Here is a 20363-nt window from a genome sequence, read left to right on the forward strand (position 1 = left end):
ATTTAAAAATATAAATATATTATATAAATTATTAAAATCTATTTTATTTTAAATAATATTATTTGAATGATATTTTAAATTCTTATTTAGGTGTATCGCTCAAATATTTAAAAATGATTATTTCGTGATTATAATGAGTAATGTTAAAGATATGTCTCTTGCAGATGATGGAATAATGAAAATTGAATGGGTACAGAAACATATGCCTGTTCTTGAACATATTAAAAAAGTTTTTGAAGAAGAAAAACCTTTTGAAGGAATTACTATTGGATCATGTTTACACCTTGAACCTAAAACAGTTAATTTAGGTTTAACTTTACAAGCAGGAGGTGCAGAAGTTGCAATGACTGGTTGTAATCCTTTATCCACTCATGATGATGCTGCTGCAGGTGCTGCTGCTCTTGGTTTAAATATATATGGTTGGAGAGGTCAATCTGATGAAGAATATTATCAAGCTATTGATAATGTTTTAGATCATAAACCTGATATCATTATTGATGATGGTGCAGATATGATTATGCATTTACATGGTAAAAGACAAGAACTTTTATCAAATATTAAAGGAGCTTGTGAAGAAACCACTACTGGTGTACATAGATTAAAAGCTATGGCTAAAGATAATGCTTTAAAATTCCCAGTAGTTGCAGTAAATGATGCTTATACTAAATATTTATTTGATAATAGGTATGGTACTGGTCAATCTTCTTTAGATGCTATTATGGGTACAACAAACATGTTAATTGCTGGTAAAAACTTTACTGTATGTGGTTATGGTTGGTGTGGCCGTGGTGTAGCTAATAGAGCAAGAGGTATGGGTGCTAATGTTATTGTTACTGAAGTTGATCCTATCAGGGCTCTTGAAGCTAGAATGGATGGTTTCAGAGTAATGACTATTAGAGAAGCTGTTAAAATATCTGATATTATTATCACTGTAACTGGTAATATTAATATTATTTCTGGTGATGATTTTAAATACATGAAAGACGGATGTATGCTTTGTAATTCTGGACATTTCAATGTAGAAATTAATAGAAATGACTTAGAAGAACAATCTGTTTCAGTTAAAACTGTAAGAGAAAGTATTGAAATGTTTACCATGCCAGATGGAAGAAAAATCTATCTCTTAGCAGATGGTAGATTAGTTAATCTTGCTGCTGCAAGGGGTCAAGGTCACCCTGCTGAAATTATGGATATGAGTTTTGCAGTACAAGCTTTATCTGCTAAATATATTCTTGAAAATGAAAATAATTTAAAATTAGGAGTTATGAAAGCTCCAGATTCTATTGATGATACTGTAGCTAGATTAAAATTAAAAGCTATGGGAATTGAAATTGATTCAATTACTGATACTCAAAAAGATTATATGTCTGATTGGCATGCTGGAACATAATTATTTCCATTTTTAAAATATTTTTTTATTTTTTATTAATTTTTTCTGTTTTTATTTTATTTTATTTTATTTATAATTATATTAAATGATATTATGGACTATTTTAAACATATTGATAATGGTGAAGGACCTACTAAGTTATTTATTGGTGGTGTTCATGGAAATGAAGGTAAAACTGCTATTAAATTAATTAAACGTTTAAATTTGGAAGATTTATCTGAAGGTCAATTTTACTTTTATAATTTTGATTCTAGTCCATATATTTCAACTGTAGATAAGAAGTATTATGAATCTGAAATGGGTCAAAAAATTATTAGTTTAATAAATGAATATAAACCTAATTTTTATACAGAACTTCATTGTTATAATATCCAACATTATATGAGACTTACAAGTTATGATAGATTAGATACTCAAGGAGTTCCTCCTTTAATTCCTTGTGGAGATTATATTTTAATAAGTTCTGTTTCTCCACTTATTCGTGTTAAATATTTTACACGTGAAACTATATGTAAAACATTAGAAATTCCTTGTCTTCATAATTCTAAAAAAATAGATTTTGCTGTTAAAAATTATGATTTTGATATAGATAAATCAATTAGGAGATATATGGATTTATTAAGATTAATTACAAAATCTACTAATCGTGAAGATTTTACAATTAATATTAGTAAATATTATCCTAGACAAGTTGAAATGGCAAAAAAATTTGTTAAAATACTTTGGGGAGATGATTTTCCTCCCTTTTAAAAAAAGTTTATTTAAAATTTTAATAAAAATTATATTTATTATATGTCTAGGAATTTTATGATTCTTATTATCTAAACTTAGAACCAATCTTCTAAACTTTTTTGACTTACATTAAGATTTTTCATTTTATTTTTAAGTACATTATTTACTCTATCTTTTCCAAATCCATGTTCTTCACATAAAAATTCAATGATTTTTTCATTATCATAATTTTTGAATTTAATTTTATAATTTTTATTTACATTTGGATTTAGGAAAATGTTTCTTAAAATTTCAATATCTGTTTCTGGTTTGTAATCTAAATCTTCTAATATATTTTCAAGACTTTTTTCATTTAATAATTTAATACCTCTTTTTATACCTATTCCATGGATTCCATTATTAAAATCAGTACCTACTAAAAGAGCTAAGTCTATTAGTTGTTCTCTTGTAAATTTAAGATTATCTAAAACTTTATTAAGCTCCATATATTCTAATTTAGATAAGCCTCCACTTAATGTGAGATTTCTAATAATTTTAGGTGCTCCAAAAAGTAAACAATCATAATCTTGTGAGGATACTGCCCATGCATCCTTTTGTTGAACCATGTATGATGCTTGTGCTTCTCCTTCTCTTGAAGCTTGTACCCATGGAATTCCCATATAATCAAGTAATTCTTTAGAACTTTCTACAATATATGGTGACATCCTTGAGGTACGAATAGCATATTTACGTGCTAGTTCATCATTACCTTCTGCAATTGCTTTTTTCATTTTCATTTCTGATTTTTCTTTAGCTTCTCTTCGTTTTTTAATTGTTTCTGCTTTATATTCAGAAGGTTTACCATCAAAAACATATATTGGTTTTATTCCTTTTTCTACAATTGATGATGTTCTATATAAAAGGCCACTTAAATGGGAAGTTACATTACCATTTTCATCTTTAAGAGGACTTCCATCTTTTTGACGTATACCTGATAAAAATTGATAAATAGTATTATATGCATCTATTGCTATTGTTCTTCCTTCTATATCTTTTAATTCAATTTTTTCTGGAGAAGCAATATCTTTAAAATTTACTCCCATTCTTTCACCTTCAATTATATTTAATTAATTTCATATATTATCTTTAATTTTTTAATTTTAAAATTTTTTATTATTTAATTGTATTATAATCTTAAATTTAATAATTATTTTTAATATTTTTTTATCAATCTCACATTAAATTAAATTTTAGTTTTATCTAATTTTTTAGTAATACTTTACATTTTTTTAACATAAATTAAATTTTAGTTTTATCTAATTTTTTAGTAATACTTTACATTTTTTTAACATAAATTAAATTTTAGTTTTATCTAATTTTTTAATTTAATATTATGTCTTTTTAATTTAGAAAATTCTTAAATTTATTTTTTTTAAATTAAATTCATTACTTTATAAATTTAAAAAATATCAACTAAAATAATTAGATTTATACTTTTAAAGATTACTTAAAGTTTTTTAATTAAATATAATTTGGTAATGTTTTATAATTGTTTTTTAGTAAAATAGTCTATTGGAAACATTTCTTGAATCCACATAAATTTCTTTTTATTATAAATAATATCATAATCTCTTGATAAGAAATCATTATTTGTTTTATAAATTTTATTTAACTCTTCATTTGCTTTTAATATTTTAATTTCTCCAATTTCACGTCTTGTTTCAAGTTTATAATTTTTTAATATTCTTCCAATTGGGATATCTTCAGCCATTAATGAATCTTTTATTTCTTTACTTATCCTAGATAATGGAATAAAACTTCTTGCAAAAATTAATGGTTGATTTTCTTTATGCATAATGATGGTTCTGTTATTAACTATTTCATCTTCTTTAATATTGAAATGTTCTGCAACATTTTTATCTGCTTTTTCAAAATGTTGTTCTATTGTTTTTAAACTAATTTTATTATATAATACATCTAAAATTGCAGTAATTGATCCATCAGTTGTTAAAAGTATTTTCTGTGTATTTGAAAATTTTTTATTATATTTGTTTTCAAGATAATTTATTTTATCAATTAAACATTTATTAATATTGTTCTCTTTTTTGTCCATAGTTTCACATTAAAAATAGTTTTTATTAGTTATATTAAATCAAAATAAAAAAAGAAAAAGGTTATATGTTTTCTGGTTTTTCAATAAATCCTTTTATTGCAGAAGCTGCAACAACTTTTGGGTTTGAAAGATATACTGAAGATTTTGGATCTCCCATTCTTCCTTTAAAATTCCTATTTGTTGTTGAAATTGCAGTTTCTCCTTCACATAAAACACCCATATGTGCACCAAGGCATGGTCCACATCCAGGATTACAAACAATTGCACCAGCATCAATAAATGTTTGAATATAACCTTTATTTATTGCATTAAGATAGATTTCACGTGATGCAGGAAGAATTATAAGTCTTACATCTTCATGAACTTTATGTCCTTCAAGAATCTCTGCAGCTACTTTTAAATCATTAAGTCTTCCATTAGTACATGATCCAATCACTGCTTGGTCAATAGATGTACCTTGTACTTTACTAATTCCTTTAACATTATCTACATCATTAGGGCATGAAATTTGTTCTTCTAATCCATCAATATTAAAATGGTATTCTTTGACATAATCAGCATCTTTATCTGATTTTTTGATGTTTAATTGGTCTTTTGTTTTTCCAGTTCTTTTACAAACATATTTTATAGTTTCATCATTAGGTTCCATTATACCATTTTTTGCACCCATTTCAATTGCCATATTAGTCATAGTCATTCTACTTGCAATATCTAAATTATCTATTGTTTCACCACAGAATTCTGCAGTTTTATAAGTTGCACCAGCAATACCAATTTTGCCTATAATATTAAGAATAATGTCTTTTGAAGTTAAATTATTTAAATTATCTGTAACTTCTATTTTAATAGCTTCTGGAACCATAAACCAAGTTTTTCCAGTAGCATAAACCATTGCAATATCTGTTGCACCCATTCCAGTTGAAAATGCTCCGAAAGCACCATATGTACAAGTATGTGAGTCTGCTCCAACAATAAGTTTTCCAGGCTCTACTAAACCTTTTTCTGGGAGGACTTGATGACAAATACCTTCTCCATTAATATAATGGTGTGTAATTTTCTGTTCTTTTATGAAGTTTCTTGTAACTTTTTGAAATTCTGCAGATCCTATAGTATTGGCTGGTATATTATGATCAAATACAATAGCTATTTTTTCAGGATTCCATACTTTATCTGCTACTTTTTCAAATGTTTTTATAGCAGGAGGGGATGTTCCATCATGAGACATTACAAGATCTACATTTGATTCTATAATTTCACCAGGATTTACATCATGGCCTACTTTTTCAGATAATATTTTTTCTGTAATATTCATTCTTTCACACTGAAAATTAATATTTTTATATATTATTATAAATTTTAAAGTTTTTAATATTTTATATTTTTAAGTTTTCAATTAAAAACATTAAAGCATTTGTTTTACTTGTAATTAATTTATTTAAAAATTTAATTTTCTAAAATCAGTATATTTTTAATTTGAAAATAAATTATATATTAAATTAAATTTTAAAAAAAAGTATATAAAAATTTAACTTTTAAATATATTTTAATAGTTTATCTTAAGCTATTAATAAAAATAATTAAATTATTATTAAGATATTTTTATTTTAAAAATTTAAATTATTAGACATTGTTTATTTGAAAATGAGATTAAATCTAATAATTTTAATATGGTAGTAAAATTTAAAAAGAAGAAAAGGTTTAATATTTAAGATTAACATCTTTCACAATTTCTTTAAAGATATTATCATTAATATATGTTCCTTTTTCTCTAGTTTCTTTAACTTTTTTAACAATTTCACATAATTCTTCGTTACTTACTTCAACACCACATGAATCAAGTTTTGCTTTTACTGCTCTACATCCAGAATGTTTTCCTAAGACGATTTGTCTTTTTTGTCCTACAAGTTCAGGTACATATGGTTCATAAGTTAATGGTTCTTCTATAACAGCATCTACATGAATTCCTGATTCATGTCTAAATATGTTTTTACCTACTATTGGTTTGTTATATGGTACTGGTAGACCTGTAGCTTTTGATACAAGATCAGATAATTCTTTAATATGTTTTGTTTTAAATCCAAGATCTTTTCCATATAATATTTTAAGAGCCATAGTTAATTCTTCAAGTGAAGCATTTCCTGCTCTTTCACCAATACCATTTGCTGTAACTGAAACTCCACTTGCTCCAGCTAAAAGACCTGCAATTGAATTTATTACTGCTAAACCAAAATCATTGTGACAATGCATTGCAATATCTACATTTATATCCTTTTTAAGTTCTTTAATTAAATATTCAATTCCTTGTGGTGTAGCTGCACCAACTGTATCTGCTACATGAACTCTGTCAACACCATATCCTTCAGCTTTTTTATATAATCTTTTTAAGAAATCTAAATCAGCTCTTGTTGCATCTTCTGCAGAAAATGCTACAAATAATCCATGGTCTTTAGCATATTCAATTGATTTCATACAGGTATTTAATGCTTGTTCACGTGTAAAATGTAATTTGTGTTCTAAGTGTAAATCTGATGCACCCATAAATGTAATAATTCCATCAACATCTGCATCTAATGCAGCATCAATATCTTCTTTTTTAGTTCTTGCTAAACATATGATTTGTGCATCTAATCCTTCATTACATATGGATTTTACTGTGTCCTTTTCTCTTTCTGATACTCTTGGAAATCCTGCTTCTATTTGTGGAATTCTAAGTTCATCTAATTTATGGGCAATAGCTAGTTTTTCCTCTTTATTAAAACATACACCAGGGGTTTGTTCTCCATCCCTTAAGGTTGTATCATAAATTACAATATTCTCTGGAAAATTGTATTTAACTTCTTTATTATAAGGACTTACATAGTATTGCAAAATATCACTCCTTCTTGAATTTATAAGTAATTATTGATTATATTAATTTTTTAGATATATTATAAAATTTATTTTTTTAAAAATTTTATAGTCAGCCAAAAACATATTTTAACTTTAAAAGTCTCTAAAAACAGTATTTTTTAAATTTTTATTATTTTTTAAAGCATAATTATAAGTATTTTGTCTGAGTATTATATTAATTTTATAATATTATATACTTAATTTTTTTATAATATATAATTCTTACATTTATCAATTTAAATATTTTAATATTTTATTAAATCTTTTAAAAAATATTTTATATTAAATTTTTATTTTTTTAAAATTTAATTATAATTAATTTAATCTTTTGTATTTTTATTTTCTAATAGTTCAAGGTAAGATGTTCTTTCAAATCCATCATTTATTCCTAATTTATTAAATAAGTCAAATAATCCATTTTGAGCATCATTGTAATCTGTTCCATCTTTAACTAATATTTCTATTTCCATATATGGACCTAATCCTTTTACATGATCTAGGCTTAATTCATAATTTTTATATTTGAAAATTTCTCTATCTTTAATAACTTCTCTTGCTTCAATAAAACCTAAATGTTTAAATATTCTTCTACATTTGTCTTTATCTTCAATTTCCATTTCTATTTCTTCTCTAGTCTTACTTTTTTTATCTATTTTAGGTCCTTTATATGTTATAAAAAGATTATGTTCTGTGTCTGTAGATGTTTCTCTTATTCTTAATGCTTCATCAGTTTTTGCAAAATCAACAGTTGGACTATTAAAGTACAAATCCTCTTGATGTTCAATTTTAGTTAATTTAGCACCTAGATTTTTTATTTTATCTCTAGTTTCATTAAAATCATCTATTTTAGCTTTAGCTTCAACTTCAATCATTTTTTATCTCCCTTAATATAAAATTTTATTTTTTATAAACTTTATTTTTATTTATATATTATTTATAAAATAAATCTTATTTTTAAATACATTTATATACTATTTAAATATAAAATTAATTATAGTAAAAATTTTAATATTTTAATTAATTATTCTTATTAAATTTAAAATGTTTACTTACTCATTTTAATAAATTATTATTTGGAGGTTTAAAATGACCGATGTTGATATAAAAATAGAAAACATTGTGTCTTCTGCTAGTATTGGTAAAGATATTGTACTTACTGATGTAGCTAAAAATTTACCTGGCGTAGATTTTAACCGAGAACAATTCCCTGGTCTAGTTTTTAAACTTAAAGACCCTAAAACTGCAGCTTTGATTTTTAGCTCAGGTAAGCTTGTTTGTACTGGTGCTAAATCAATTGATGACTCAAAGTTAGCTATTAGGAAAACTGTGGATCTTATGAGAGAAATTGATACAGAAATCCCTCATGAGTTTGAAATTAAAATTCAAAATATAGTAGCTTCTGCAAATTTAGAATCCACATTAAATTTAGAAGCTGTTGCTTTAGAATTAGAAAACACAGAATACGAACCAGAACAATTCCCTGGTTTAGTATATAGACTCACTGATCCTAAAGTAGTTTTATTATTATTCGGTTCTGGTAAAGTAGTTTGTACCGGTGCTAAAACTCGTAGTGATGCTAAGCTTGGAGTAGAAAGAGCTTATGACAGACTCAAAGAGTTAGACTTAATTTAATTTGGTGATATGTTTGATTGAACTTGTAGTATTTGACTTAGATAATGTTATTATGGATGGAGAAGCAATAGATGAAATTGGGAAAATTGCAAATGTAAAAGATCAAATTGCTGAAATTACTGAAAAAGCAATGCAAGGCGAAGTAGATTTTGAAACATCTATAAAAGAAAGAGCTAAACTTCTTGAAGGAGTTTCTGTAGATGAAATTAAAGAGTTAAGGGATCAAATTCCTTTAATGGAAGGTGCTGAAGAAACCATTAAAGATTTAAAAGATAATGGTTACAAAGTTATTATTATTAGTGGTAGCTTTGATATTATTGCAGACCCATTAAAAGATAAATTAGGTGTTGATGACATCTTTGTAAATTCATTAACTGAAGAAGATGGAAAATTAACTGGTGAAGTTACTGGTGATTTAGTAAGCAATTCTAAATTAGATGTTTTAAATGATTATCTTGAAGATAAAAATATTGAATTAAAAGATTGTGTTGCTATTGGTGATGGAGCTAATGATATTTCTATTTTAAAAGCAGCAGGATTAGGTATTGCATTTAATGCAAAACCAGCTGTTAAAGAAATTGCTGATGTTGTTGTTGAAGGTAAAGATTTATCTGCAGTATTACCTATAATTAAAGATAATTCTGAAGAAGAATTTGTTCTTGCTGACACTCTTGAAGGTGTTAAACAACAAAAAATAGATAAAGAAGAAGAAATTTCTGCAATAGTTGAAGAAAGGGAACATTTCAACAGAGTTGCTAAAGAACAACGTAAAATTCGTGATGAATTAAATGCTGAATTAAAAGTCAACTTAAATAAAGCTATTGAGTACAGGGATGAACGTAATAAAATCAACAAAGAAGTTGAGGATGAGAAAAAATTACGTAATAATGCTAATAAAGAGCTTAGAAATTTAGAATGGTCATCTGGTAAAAAAGATAAAGTTAAAATCGAAAATGAAATTAAAAAAATCGATAAAATTATCGAAACCAGAGTTCTCGATATTAAAAAAGAAAATCAGCTTGTTAAAAATGCTAATGATCTCCGTAAACAATTAATGGATATTCATGAAGATGATAAAGTAAAAGAACAAGCTAAAGAACTTAAAAAACAATCAGAAGAACACCATAAAAATGTTATTGAACTTTCTGAAAAAGCTCAAGAAGCACATGAACAAATGTTACACTACTTCAAAAAAACTGATGAAATCAGAGCTGCTGCTGATGAAGCACATCAATCTTTCATCAATGCAAGAAAATCTGCATCAGCTAAACATGAAGAGTTTAAAAAAGTATTAAGCCAAATTCATGTAATTAATAAAAGACTCGGTACTTCTAGACCAAAAAGGAAAAACTCCAATAAAAAACAAATGGCTCCAAAAAGGAATTCTGAAGAAAAAGAGAAAGCTGAAAACATATTTGATAAATTTAAACATGGTAAAAAGTTATCTACTGAAGAACTTTTACTCTTACAAAAATATGATATAAGCTAATTTCAGCTTTTATCTTTTTTTTAATTTATTTTTAGTATAATATTTTTTTAATTTACTTATTTTGATTGATTTATTATTTTTATCTTTTCTTATTCTATAATTGACTTTTTATTTAATTTAGTTGTGTTTAAGATATTTTTTTTAAATTATTAAGTGTTTTTTTTATTTAATTTAGAATTTTGATAGTTAATTTTTTTAAATATTAATTTTAATTTAAAAAATTTATAAAATTTAAGTTTTTAAATCTTTTAAATTTAAAATAAAACTTAGTTTCAACTTAAAATAAGTGTATTTAAAATTTTAAATTTTTAAATATAATATATTTTTATTAGAGTTAAAATTTAAGAAGAAACTTTGATAAAAATCTGATTTTTAATTTTAACTAATATTTATTTATTCTAGAAAAATGAAAAAATTTATATAATTTCAATTATTATTAAGAATAATTAATGAGTAAATTTTGAGAGATTATTGTGATGTTTCTTTCTAAATTTAATATATTTTATAATTATGGTTTATAATATGTTTATTAAACATAATTAACTTTATATTTACTTTTATTTTAATTTTAATTATAAATTTTGTTTTAAATTTATATTATGTAGATAATGTGATAAAATGAACGAATTGATAATATGTGAGAAGCCAAAAGCAGCTGAAAAAATAGCAAATGCTATATCTCCTAATGCCAAAAAACATAAATATAATAAAAAAGCTAATTATTGGGAAATTGATGATGGAGACAAACATATTACTGTTGTATCTGCTGTTGGTCATTTATATTCATTAACTCCTAAAAATTCAAGAGATAATTTGTATTTTGATTTGGAATGGGCTCCTTTATATGAAATAGATAAAACTAAAAAGTATACTAGAGATTATGTAAATCTTATTAAGAAATTTTCTAAAAATGTTGATAATTATATACATGCATGCGATTTTGATATTGAAGGTACTTTAATTGGATATAATGCATTAAAATATGCTTGTGGTAAAAATGATTTAAAAAATGTTTCACGTATGAAATTTTCAACATTAACTAAAACAGATATTTTAGATGCATATAATAATAGAATAGATCTAGATGTTCCACAAGCTGAAAGTGGTATTGCAAGGCATATTCTCGATTTTTATTTTGGTGTAAATATATCTAAAACATTAATGCAATCAGTTAGGAAATCTAAACATAGGTATTTGAAATTATCTGCAGGACGTGTTCAAACTCCCACATTATCTATTTTAGTAGACAGGGAGAAACAAATTAAAAAATTTGTACCAAAACCATATTGGTTAATTAAAGCAGTTATTAATGATGAAATTGTTGCAGACCATGTTGAGGGTAAAATTTTTGATAAAGAAAGAGCAGAAAATATTTACAAAAATTGTAAAGGTTCTGATGCTACAGTTAAAAGTGTTAAAATTAATAAAACAATTAGAAAACCACCGGTACCTTTTAATTTAGGTGGATTACAATCTGCAGCATATTCTGCATTTGGATTTTCACCTAAAAAAACACAAACTATTGCTCAAAATTTATATACTGGAGGATATACCTCATATCCACGTACTTCCTCACAGAAATTACCTAAATCATTAAATTATAAAAATATTTTAATTCATCTTTCTGCTAATCCAGAATTTAAAAAACATATTATAGATTTACCTAAAGAATTAAAACCAAGGGAAGGTAAGAAAAAAGATGCTGCTCACCCAGCTATACATCCAACTGGTGTACTTCCAGAAAAATTAGATAAAGATGAAAAGAAAGTTTATGAACTTATTGTTTATAGGTTTATAAGTGTTTTCTGTGATGATTCAGAGCTTGAAACAATGAAAGTTAATCTTAATGTTGCAAAAGAAGAATTTGAATTTAAAAGAAAACGCGTGTCTAAAATGGGTTGGTTAGCTCATTATCCATTTAAAAAAATTGAAGCAGATAGTTTTCCAGACCTTAAAAAAGGAGATCTTGTCAGAATTAAAGATATTACTTCTGAAGAAAAAGAAACTAAACCTCCTGCAAGATATAATGAAGCTTCTCTTATTAAAGAATTAGAAAAAAGAGAACTTGGAACTAAAGCTACTAGAGCAGATATTATTGCAAAACTTTATGATAGGAAATATATATCTGGTAAAAAAATTGAGGTTAATCAATTAGGGGAAAACATGATTGATACACTTCAAGAATATTGTAAAGATATTACTAGTGAAGAATTAACCCGTAATTTTGAAAAAGATCTTGAAAAGATTCAAGAAAATAAAATAACTAAAGAAGAAGTTGTAGATAATGCTCATAAAGAAGTAGTTGAAATTGTTAAAGATATTCATAAGAATGAAGATGAAATTGGTTCTAAACTTTATTCTGCTTATATGAAAAGTCAAATTGTAGGTAAATGTGCATGTGGTGGAGATTTAATTAAAAGATATTCTCCTAAAACTAAAGCTCACTTTGTAGGGTGTTCTAACTATCCTGATTGTAAGGTTATATATAATCTACCTAAAGGGGCTAATTTCCTTAAACAAAAATGTCCTAAATGTGGACTTCCTATAATCTCATTTGGAAAACCACGTCAACATGCTTGTCTTGATCCTAATTGTGGTAAAGAAAATGTTAAAAAACCAAAACCATTAGAAATTGTTGGAACTTGTCCGGAATGTGGTAAAGATTTAGTAAAAAGAAATGGAAGATATGGTGAGTTTATTGGTTGTAGAGGATTTCCTAAATGTAGATTTACTTGCTCTGTTGATGATTTAGAAAAAATTTTAAATAAATCTTCAGATTCTACTACTGATAAGGCAAAAAATTAAATTAATTTTTTATTTTTTTTAGTGTTATTTTTTTATTTCTTATTTTTTCTTTATTTTGAGTTTTAAGCTTTTTATTTTTAATAATTAAAATTTATATATTTCTTTAAATATATATTAAAAATAAATATTGTTGAAAATTATATTTTAAAAATATTTTGAGGGTTGAATATGGTAAAATGTCCTAATTGTGGTAAAGAAATTACTAATGGAAAATTTTGTAGTAACTGTGGAACTCCAATTCCTGAAATAAATATTGACTTAGTGGATGAAAATAATTCTAATTCTGGATTCTGTGGTAATTGTGGTGCTAAACTTAAACCTAATGCAAAATTTTGTCCAGCTTGTGGTTCTCCAATAGTTGGAGCTTCTTATCATAATTCTAATTTATCAACAGTTAATTCAAATATCCAACCAAAAAATACTGTAAATAGTAATTTAAATTATAATTTGAATGATGGTCCTAACACTAATTCTAATTTTAATAGTAATATTAATACTAACTCTAATTCTAATAATAATTTTAATTCTAATTTTAATAATAATTCTAATGGTTCTAATAAAAGTTTAGCTCTTGCATTATTATTATCATTTTTTATTCCAGGTTTAGGTCATTTATATTTAAGAAATATTAAATTCGGAATTTTTATTTTTATTATATGTGCATTATCTTCACTTACAATATTGTTCCCACTTGGTGCTTTTATTTGCATTGCTTGTTATCTTTATAATTTATATAGTGTTTATAAGTATTATAATGAGAATTTCGCATAATCTTACTTATAATCCTTGTCTATTAATTTTTAATTTTATATTTTTTAATAAATTCTAGTTTTTTTAAAAAAATTGAGTTTGTTGAATTCCTATTTTTTATAAAAATTTAAACAATAATTAATGCTTTAAAATCAATTTTAAGAAAATTTATTCAAAAGTTTTTGAGGATTTCAACAAAACTAAAAAATTTTTATTTATTCTAAATTATTTTAATATAGCATTTTAAAAACTTCTTTTTTTATTTACTAAGAATAATACAAATATTTAAAAACTTTAAAAAAAATATTATTAATGAATAGTATTTAAATTTCATTTGATATTCTTACTATATTAATTAAATTATTGTTTAGTAAATTAATTTTTTTATTAGAGTTTATAAGTTTATTCTTAAATTTAAGATATTGATATGAATTTAAATCCTATTTGTGTTTTAAATTATGTATACATCATTTTTAACAATGATTTTTAAAATAAAATTAATCAGAGGATTTTATGAATAATAAAACAAAGACTATAATCAAGTCTGTAGTAATCATTTTAATACTCCTTGCTGTAGTATTTGCTTTAAGAGCACCAGCAGCGGATTTAAATGGTATACCTTCCGATATGAAAGGGGAGTATGTTGATTCTTCTGGTCTTCCTTATTTTAGTGAGATGGATTCATATTATAACTTAAGGATGACTGAAGATTATATTGATCATGGTTACTATGGAGATACTATGGTGAATAATAGTCAATGGGATAATCATAGGTATTCTCCAAATGGTATGAATACTACATATACTCCAGGTATTGGTGTTACTACTTCTATATTATATGATTTATTCAATATCTTTGGTCATCATGATGTAAAAGAAGTAGCATTTTGGGCTGGAGCAATTATTGCATGTTTGGCTGTTATTCCTGCATATATATTTGTGAGAAGAATTACTAATGATTATGGAGCAATTGCTGCATCATTAATTATAGCTTTATCTCCGAATTACTTTTCACATACATTCCCAGGATTTTTCGATACAGATATGTTTATTTTCATATTCCCACTATTTATTATTCTGTTCTTTGTAGAGTGTATTAAGACAGATAATAATAGATTAAAAGTATTATATGCTATTCTTTCAGTAGTATGTATTGCATTATTTGCTAAATGTTGGGATGGATATGTATTCTACCTTGGTATGTTAGCTATATTTGTAGTTGTTTATTTAATTGCTACTCTTTATTTCTCATTACGTGATTCTAATGATAAACTTAGTCTATCAACTAGAATTAAAGGATTCTTCCATCAAAAAGAAGTATTATCTGTTATTGGTCTTGTAGTATTACTTTTTGTAGCATTATTAATTGTTGATGGTGCTGGAGTTCTTGGAATATTTAATAATATTATGGGGGGATTTGCACTTCAAGCTACTGGATCTGCTAGTGGATTCCCTAATGTAATGGTATCTGTTGCAGAACTTCAAGTTCCTGCATTAACTTCTGGCGGAATTGCTGGAGCATTCTTAGCAAATACTAGTGCTGTTATAAATGGTATTGGTGGAATTATATGTTTCTTTGCAGCATTAATTGTACTTTATACTTATATTTCTAGATTTGCAAATCTAAGAAAAACTGATGTTAAAAGAACCTCTTCTGGTAAATTACCTAAATCTTTAAGAGAATCAACATCTATTAAATCTGAGAAAAAAAGATTATCTTTCTCACTTAATGATATTGCTAACTTTGGTTCAAATGATGAAATTATTAAATCTAAAAAAGAGACTTTACTATATTTAACCTTATTTATTGTATGGGTAATCTCTGCATGTGCTGCTGTAACTCAAGGTACTAGGTTTATTACTTTATTAATTTTACCATTTGGTTTACTTACTGGTATATTTGTTGGTTATTCTGCAGATTATATTAAATCTAAAAGAATTGATGATAAAAAACTTGTTGCAACTATTATTATTGCAGCAATATTTGCAGGTTATCCAATTGCAGCACAAGTTAATAGGCCAGCAGGTATTGTATTTATTGTCATTGTTGCAATTATTGCTTCAATATTATATGATACTAAAAAACCACTTGTCTATAAAGATATTCCATATAAAAAATATCTTGCAATATTCTGTATATTCTTAGCAATAGTATCACCAACAGTAGCTTGTGCTTACCAAACATCTAATTCAGTTGTTCCTGGTACTAGTGATGCTATGTGGAATGCTATGGATTGGGTTAAATCAAATGAACCAAATAATACTGTAATTGCATCTTGGTGGGATTTCGGTTATTTATTTGAAATTGCTTCTGACAGACAAGTAATGTTTGATGGAGGTATGCAAGGTACAGAAGGTAGGGCTTACTGGATGGGAGAAGCGATGACGACAGATAACTTAGATTTATCTGCAGGTATTTTTAGAATGCTTGGAACATCTGGTTATGATCCAACTAATCAAATATTAAGTAAGTATACTCATAATAATAACGGTACTTCTGTTGAAATACTTAATAAAATATTACCACAAAGTAAATCTGATGCTAAAAACACATTGACTGGTCAATATCATGTATCTTCTACTGATGCAGATAAAATATTATCTTACACTCACCCAGATAATCCAAAACCAGTAATATTTGTTGCAAGTTCAGATATGCTACAAAAAGCAGGTTGGTGGACATACTTCGGTAATTGGAAATTTGATAATAGTACTCCAGACAGTTATACTTATTATCCATCTACTAATGAAACTAAAATTATGCCAGGACAAACTGGTGAAGTTTCAGTACTTAATGATAATGGATTAAATGTTACTGCTGTTATTTCAAGAGGTAATGGAAATAATACTACTACTGGACATATTGAAACTAAATTTACTAATAACAATACTACTGCAAATATTAATGGTTCAAATTACAACCCATTAATGGCTAGTAAATTATTTGTTGTTGAAGATAATTATCTTGTTAAAAACGAATCTATTAAAGGATGTGAGGATGGTAACTATACATTATACATACTCGGATATAATAACACTTATTCTGCAGTTGTATTTAATAATGAGTTAACTAACTCTATGTTTACTAGATTATACTTATTTGGAGGTAATGGACAAGATATATTTACTCAAGTTCATATGGAAAATGGAGTATCTTTATGGAGAGTAAACTTCAATAATACTGTTGCAGGTGGGGGTAGTGGTTCAAACACTTCTGCTACAAATTTAACAACAGGTGGATCTAGTTCAGAATCAAATATGTCAAGAAGTTAAGATTAATTCTTAACTTTTTTATTTTATTTTTTAGCTATTTTTTTATTTTTTCTTGGGTTTTTTGTTTTAATGCTTTTTTGTGTTTTCTATTTTGGTTTTTTTAGAAAATAATTATTAAAATTTTTATTACTTAAAAATAGGATTTTTTTCTAGAAAATAATTTTTTGATATTAAAAAATTTAAAAATTATAGTTTAATATATAAGTTTTATATATTTCGAAATAGAAAATATTATTATTATATTTATTATAGTAAATTATTTTTTTTAAGATTTAATCTATTAAATTATTAAAAAAATCTAATTTATTTATTATTTTACAAAAATTACAATTATTATTTTTACGGTGTAGTTATGAGTGATATTGAGGAAAAAATTAAAGCTATTGAGGATGAAATTCACAATACTCAGTATAACAAAGCTACTTCTCACCATATAGGTAAATTAAAAGCTAAAATTGCAAGACTTAAAGAAGAAGAAATCAAAAGAAGTAGTTCTGGAAATAAAGGTCAGGGTTTTTATGTTAAAAAATCTGGAGATGCTACTGCTGTATTAGTAGGTTTTCCTTCTGTAGGTAAATCTACTTTACTTAATGAATTAACTAATGCAGAAAGTAAAGTTGGAGCTTATCAATTTACAACTTTAGATATTATTCCTGGAATTATGGAGTATAATAATGCACAAATCCAAATTTTTGATGTTCCTGGAATTATTACAGGCGCATCTGGTGGTAAAGGTAGAGGTAAAGAAATTCTATCTGTTGCAAGAGATGCAGATTTGATTATTGTTGTACTTGATGTATTAAATCCACAACATTTAAAAATTATTTTACATGAACTTCATGATATTGGTGTAAGACCAAATCAACATAAACCTGATGTAAAAGTTAAAAAAACAGGTAGAGGTGGAGTTAAAGTATCTTCAACTATTCCTTTAACTAAACTTGATGAACCTACAATAAGATCTATTTTAAATGAGTATAATATTCATAATGCTAGTGTTTTATTTAGGGAAGATGTTGATATGGATCAATTTATTGATGTTTTAGATGGAAATAAATCTTATGTTCCAATGATAATCCTTATGAATAAAACTGATTTAGTTGATGAAAATTATTTAAATCAATTAAGAGAAACAATGCCTGAATTTATACCAATTTCTGCAGATAAAAAAATGAATATGGATTATCTTAAAGAAACTATTTTTAATGAATTAGGTCTTATTAGGGTTTATCTTAAACCTCAAGGAAGACATGCAGATATGAATGATCCATTGATTATTAAAAAAGGAACTACTGTAATTGAAGCATGTGGTAAATTACATAGAGAATTTGTTAGGAATTTTAGACATGCTAAAGTTTGGGGAACTTCTGTTAAATTTCCAGGTCAAAAAGTAGGTCCAGATCATGTACTTGAAGATGAGGATGTTTTAAGAGTTATTCTTAAAAAATAATTCTTTCCTAAATTTTTATTAAATAATTTTAAAAGGATAATTCTTTAATATCTTTCTTAACTTTTATTAAATAATTTTAAAAAAATAATTTTTTAATATTATTTTTAGCTATTTCTGAACTTTTATTAAACAATGTGATTTTATGGATGATATGACAATTTTTATTAGTGGAACTCCATGTACAGGGAAAACAACAGTTTCTAAGGTATTATATAATAAATTAAAACTTAAAAATGATGTAAAACTTATTCATGTTAATGATTTGGTTGATTTAAATAATAATCTTGTCTTAGGTTTTGATACTAAAAAAGATTATAAAGAAATAGATCTTGATTTACTTAATAAAGATTTTAGTAAAGAAAGAGAATTATTTTTAAATAAAAAATCAAATAAACCTAAAATTATTATATTTGAGGGACATTTAACTCATTTTTGTTCTAATCCAAGTAAAGTAATTATTTTAAGAGTTAACCCATCTATTTTAAAAGAAAGATTAAATAAAAGAGATTATGATAATTCTAAAATTCATGAAAATTTAGAAGCAGAATCTTTAGATGTTTGTGGTGTAGAATCTTATGATTATCATCCAATTAATACTTGTGAAATTGATGCTACTAATTTAAGTGTTGATGAAGTTGTTGATAAAATAATTAGTATTATAGATGGTGAATTAGCTTCTCCAGTTGGTTCTATTAATTTTATGGATTGGCTCTTAGATAATTAATTTTATTGATATTAACTGTAATGTTTTATTTATTATTTTTAGATTTAATAGACGATTATTTAAAATTAGGACTTTTAATAATATTTTACTAACTTCAATATTTCCGTAATTTTTATTTAAGTTGTAATATATTTTATAAAATTTTTATTAATTATTTTTTTAAATTCTATTTTAAAATATCTTATATAAGGTAACATTTATATTAATAAAAAACATATATTATAATGGAACTTTTTAATGAATAATATTTCTTCTATTTAGTAAAGTTTTTTATATATAAAAAACATACTGATTTTAATATATTCTTTTTGTATTATGATAATAATATCTTTTAGAATTTTATTTATTTTTTATATATTTATTATATTATTCCAAAAAGTTCAGATTCTACAAGAATTTATATATCATATCAAGAGGGATATAGTGAGTAGAGGAAACAGGCCTAAGTGGATTCTAGATATTGCTAATGAAAGAATTGATATATTGTTTAACTTAGCTGAGAAAGAATTTTTCTCTCATCAAGAAAGATCTAATCGCTATGTTGAGTTAGCATTGAAGATTTCTACTAAATATAATATTAAAATTCCTGAAAAATGGAATAGGCGATATTGTAAGAAATGTCATAAGTTCCTTTATCCTGGTCAAAACTGTTCCATCCGGCTAATTAATAGTAAAATTAATATTAAATGTGGGGAGTGTGGCCATATAATTAAAATTCCTTATTTAAAGGAAAAAAAATCTAAAAGGAGAGCTAAAATTGACTCATACATTAACAAAAAAAGAAATAATGAATCAAGCTCCTTCAGCTATAACAATTAATATAGGTAAATCTGGTGTTAATGATAATGTTATTGAAGAAATTAAACGCCAATTAAAATCAAATGAAATTGTTAGGCTTAAATTTGCTAGATCTATAGCAAAAGATAAAGATGATTATATAAGCAACATTGTTAATAAAACTAAATCTAATTTAATAGATGTTAGAGGACATGTTGCAATTATTTACAAGAAAAAGTCTTAATACTCATTTTGAGTTACAAACTTATCATTGGCTTTTCATGCTAAATTAAGTTTAATTTGAGGATCATATTAAGAATTTATCTATTAAAATATTGTATTTAAAATATTGAAATATAT

16 protein-coding genes are annotated in these 20363 nt (G+C 25.0%); 11 read left to right on the top strand and 5 right to left on the bottom strand.

The window, feature by feature from the left end:
- Positions 1-133 precede the first annotated feature (133 nt).
- On the top strand, positions 134-1390 hold the full coding sequence (gene ahcY, locus T523_RS04205; protein ID WP_042707673.1) for an adenosylhomocysteinase: 1257 nt from the start codon (positions 134-136) through the stop codon (positions 1388-1390).
- A gap of 93 nt (positions 1391-1483) precedes the next feature.
- Positions 1484-2140 (top strand): DUF2119 domain-containing protein, encoded by a 657-nt coding sequence (locus T523_RS04210; protein WP_042707674.1) that lies wholly within the window; start codon positions 1484-1486, stop codon positions 2138-2140.
- 77 nt (positions 2141-2217) lie between these two features.
- On the opposite strand, the gene fen is transcribed toward T523_RS04210, so the two are convergent.
- From fen to cyaB, 5 genes are all read right to left on the bottom strand, one after another.
- Positions 2218-3204, bottom strand: a complete 987-nt coding sequence (gene fen / locus T523_RS04215; protein ID WP_042707675.1) for a flap endonuclease-1 — start codon at positions 3202-3204, stop codon at positions 2218-2220.
- A gap of 440 nt (positions 3205-3644) precedes the next feature.
- Positions 3645-4214 (bottom strand): chorismate--pyruvate lyase family protein, encoded by a 570-nt coding sequence (locus T523_RS04220; protein WP_042707676.1) that lies wholly within the window; start codon positions 4212-4214, stop codon positions 3645-3647.
- 61 nt (positions 4215-4275) lie between these two features.
- Positions 4276-5526: a homoaconitase large subunit gene (gene hacA / locus T523_RS04225; protein WP_042707677.1), complete on the bottom strand. Its 1251-nt coding sequence runs from the start codon at positions 5524-5526 to the stop codon at positions 4276-4278.
- A gap of 386 nt (positions 5527-5912) precedes the next feature.
- Entirely contained in the window at positions 5913-7082 is a 1170-nt protein-coding gene (locus T523_RS04230; protein WP_042707678.1) for a homocitrate synthase family protein, read from the bottom strand.
- A gap of 341 nt (positions 7083-7423) precedes the next feature.
- Positions 7424-7975: a class IV adenylate cyclase gene (gene cyaB, locus T523_RS04235; RefSeq protein WP_042707679.1), complete on the bottom strand. Its 552-nt coding sequence runs from the start codon at positions 7973-7975 to the stop codon at positions 7424-7426.
- A 214-nt stretch (positions 7976-8189) separates the two neighbouring features.
- On the opposite strand from cyaB, the gene T523_RS04240 reads away from it, so the two are divergent.
- The 9 genes from T523_RS04240 to T523_RS04275 all read left to right on the top strand — a co-directional run bounded on the left by T523_RS04240 (position 8190) and on the right by T523_RS04275 (position 20247).
- Complete coding sequence (locus T523_RS04240) at positions 8190-8735, top strand: TATA-box-binding protein (protein ID WP_042707680.1); 546 nt, start codon at positions 8190-8192, stop codon at positions 8733-8735.
- 13 nt (positions 8736-8748) lie between these two features.
- Positions 8749-10224: a phosphoserine phosphatase SerB gene (gene serB / locus T523_RS04245; RefSeq protein WP_042707681.1), complete on the top strand. Its 1476-nt coding sequence runs from the start codon at positions 8749-8751 to the stop codon at positions 10222-10224.
- A gap of 618 nt (positions 10225-10842) precedes the next feature.
- Positions 10843-13029, top strand: a complete 2187-nt coding sequence (topA, locus tag T523_RS04250; protein WP_042707682.1) for a DNA topoisomerase I — start codon at positions 10843-10845, stop codon at positions 13027-13029.
- Between the two features lie 168 nt (positions 13030-13197).
- The gene (locus T523_RS08745; protein WP_052334637.1) at positions 13198-13800 is read left to right on the top strand and encodes a zinc ribbon domain-containing protein; all 603 of its coding nucleotides are present in this window, start codon (positions 13198-13200) and stop codon (positions 13798-13800) included.
- Between the two features lie 492 nt (positions 13801-14292).
- Positions 14293-17052 (top strand): STT3 domain-containing protein, encoded by a 2760-nt coding sequence (locus T523_RS04260; RefSeq protein WP_042707683.1) that lies wholly within the window; start codon positions 14293-14295, stop codon positions 17050-17052.
- Positions 17053-17404: 352 nt separating this feature from the next.
- Positions 17405-18502, top strand: a complete 1098-nt coding sequence (locus T523_RS04265; RefSeq protein WP_042707684.1) for an OBG GTPase family GTP-binding protein — start codon at positions 17405-17407, stop codon at positions 18500-18502.
- A 142-nt stretch (positions 18503-18644) separates the two neighbouring features.
- Positions 18645-19226: an adenylate kinase family protein gene (locus tag T523_RS04270; protein ID WP_052334638.1), complete on the top strand. Its 582-nt coding sequence runs from the start codon at positions 18645-18647 to the stop codon at positions 19224-19226.
- A 423-nt stretch (positions 19227-19649) separates the two neighbouring features.
- Positions 19650-20045: a ribonuclease P protein component 4 gene (locus tag T523_RS08850; RefSeq protein ID WP_084486427.1), complete on the top strand. Its 396-nt coding sequence runs from the start codon at positions 19650-19652 to the stop codon at positions 20043-20045.
- A complete protein-coding gene (locus T523_RS04275; RefSeq protein WP_042707846.1) occupies positions 20014-20247 on the top strand; it encodes a YhbY family RNA-binding protein in 234 nt (77 codons plus the stop codon). The genes T523_RS08850 and T523_RS04275 overlap by 32 nt, the downstream gene beginning before the upstream one ends.
- The last annotated feature ends 116 nt before the right edge of the window (positions 20248-20363 follow it).

This window comes from Methanobrevibacter wolinii SH, from assembly GCF_000621965.1.
GTDB lineage: Archaea > Methanobacteriota > Methanobacteria > Methanobacteriales > Methanobacteriaceae > Methanarmilla > Methanarmilla wolinii.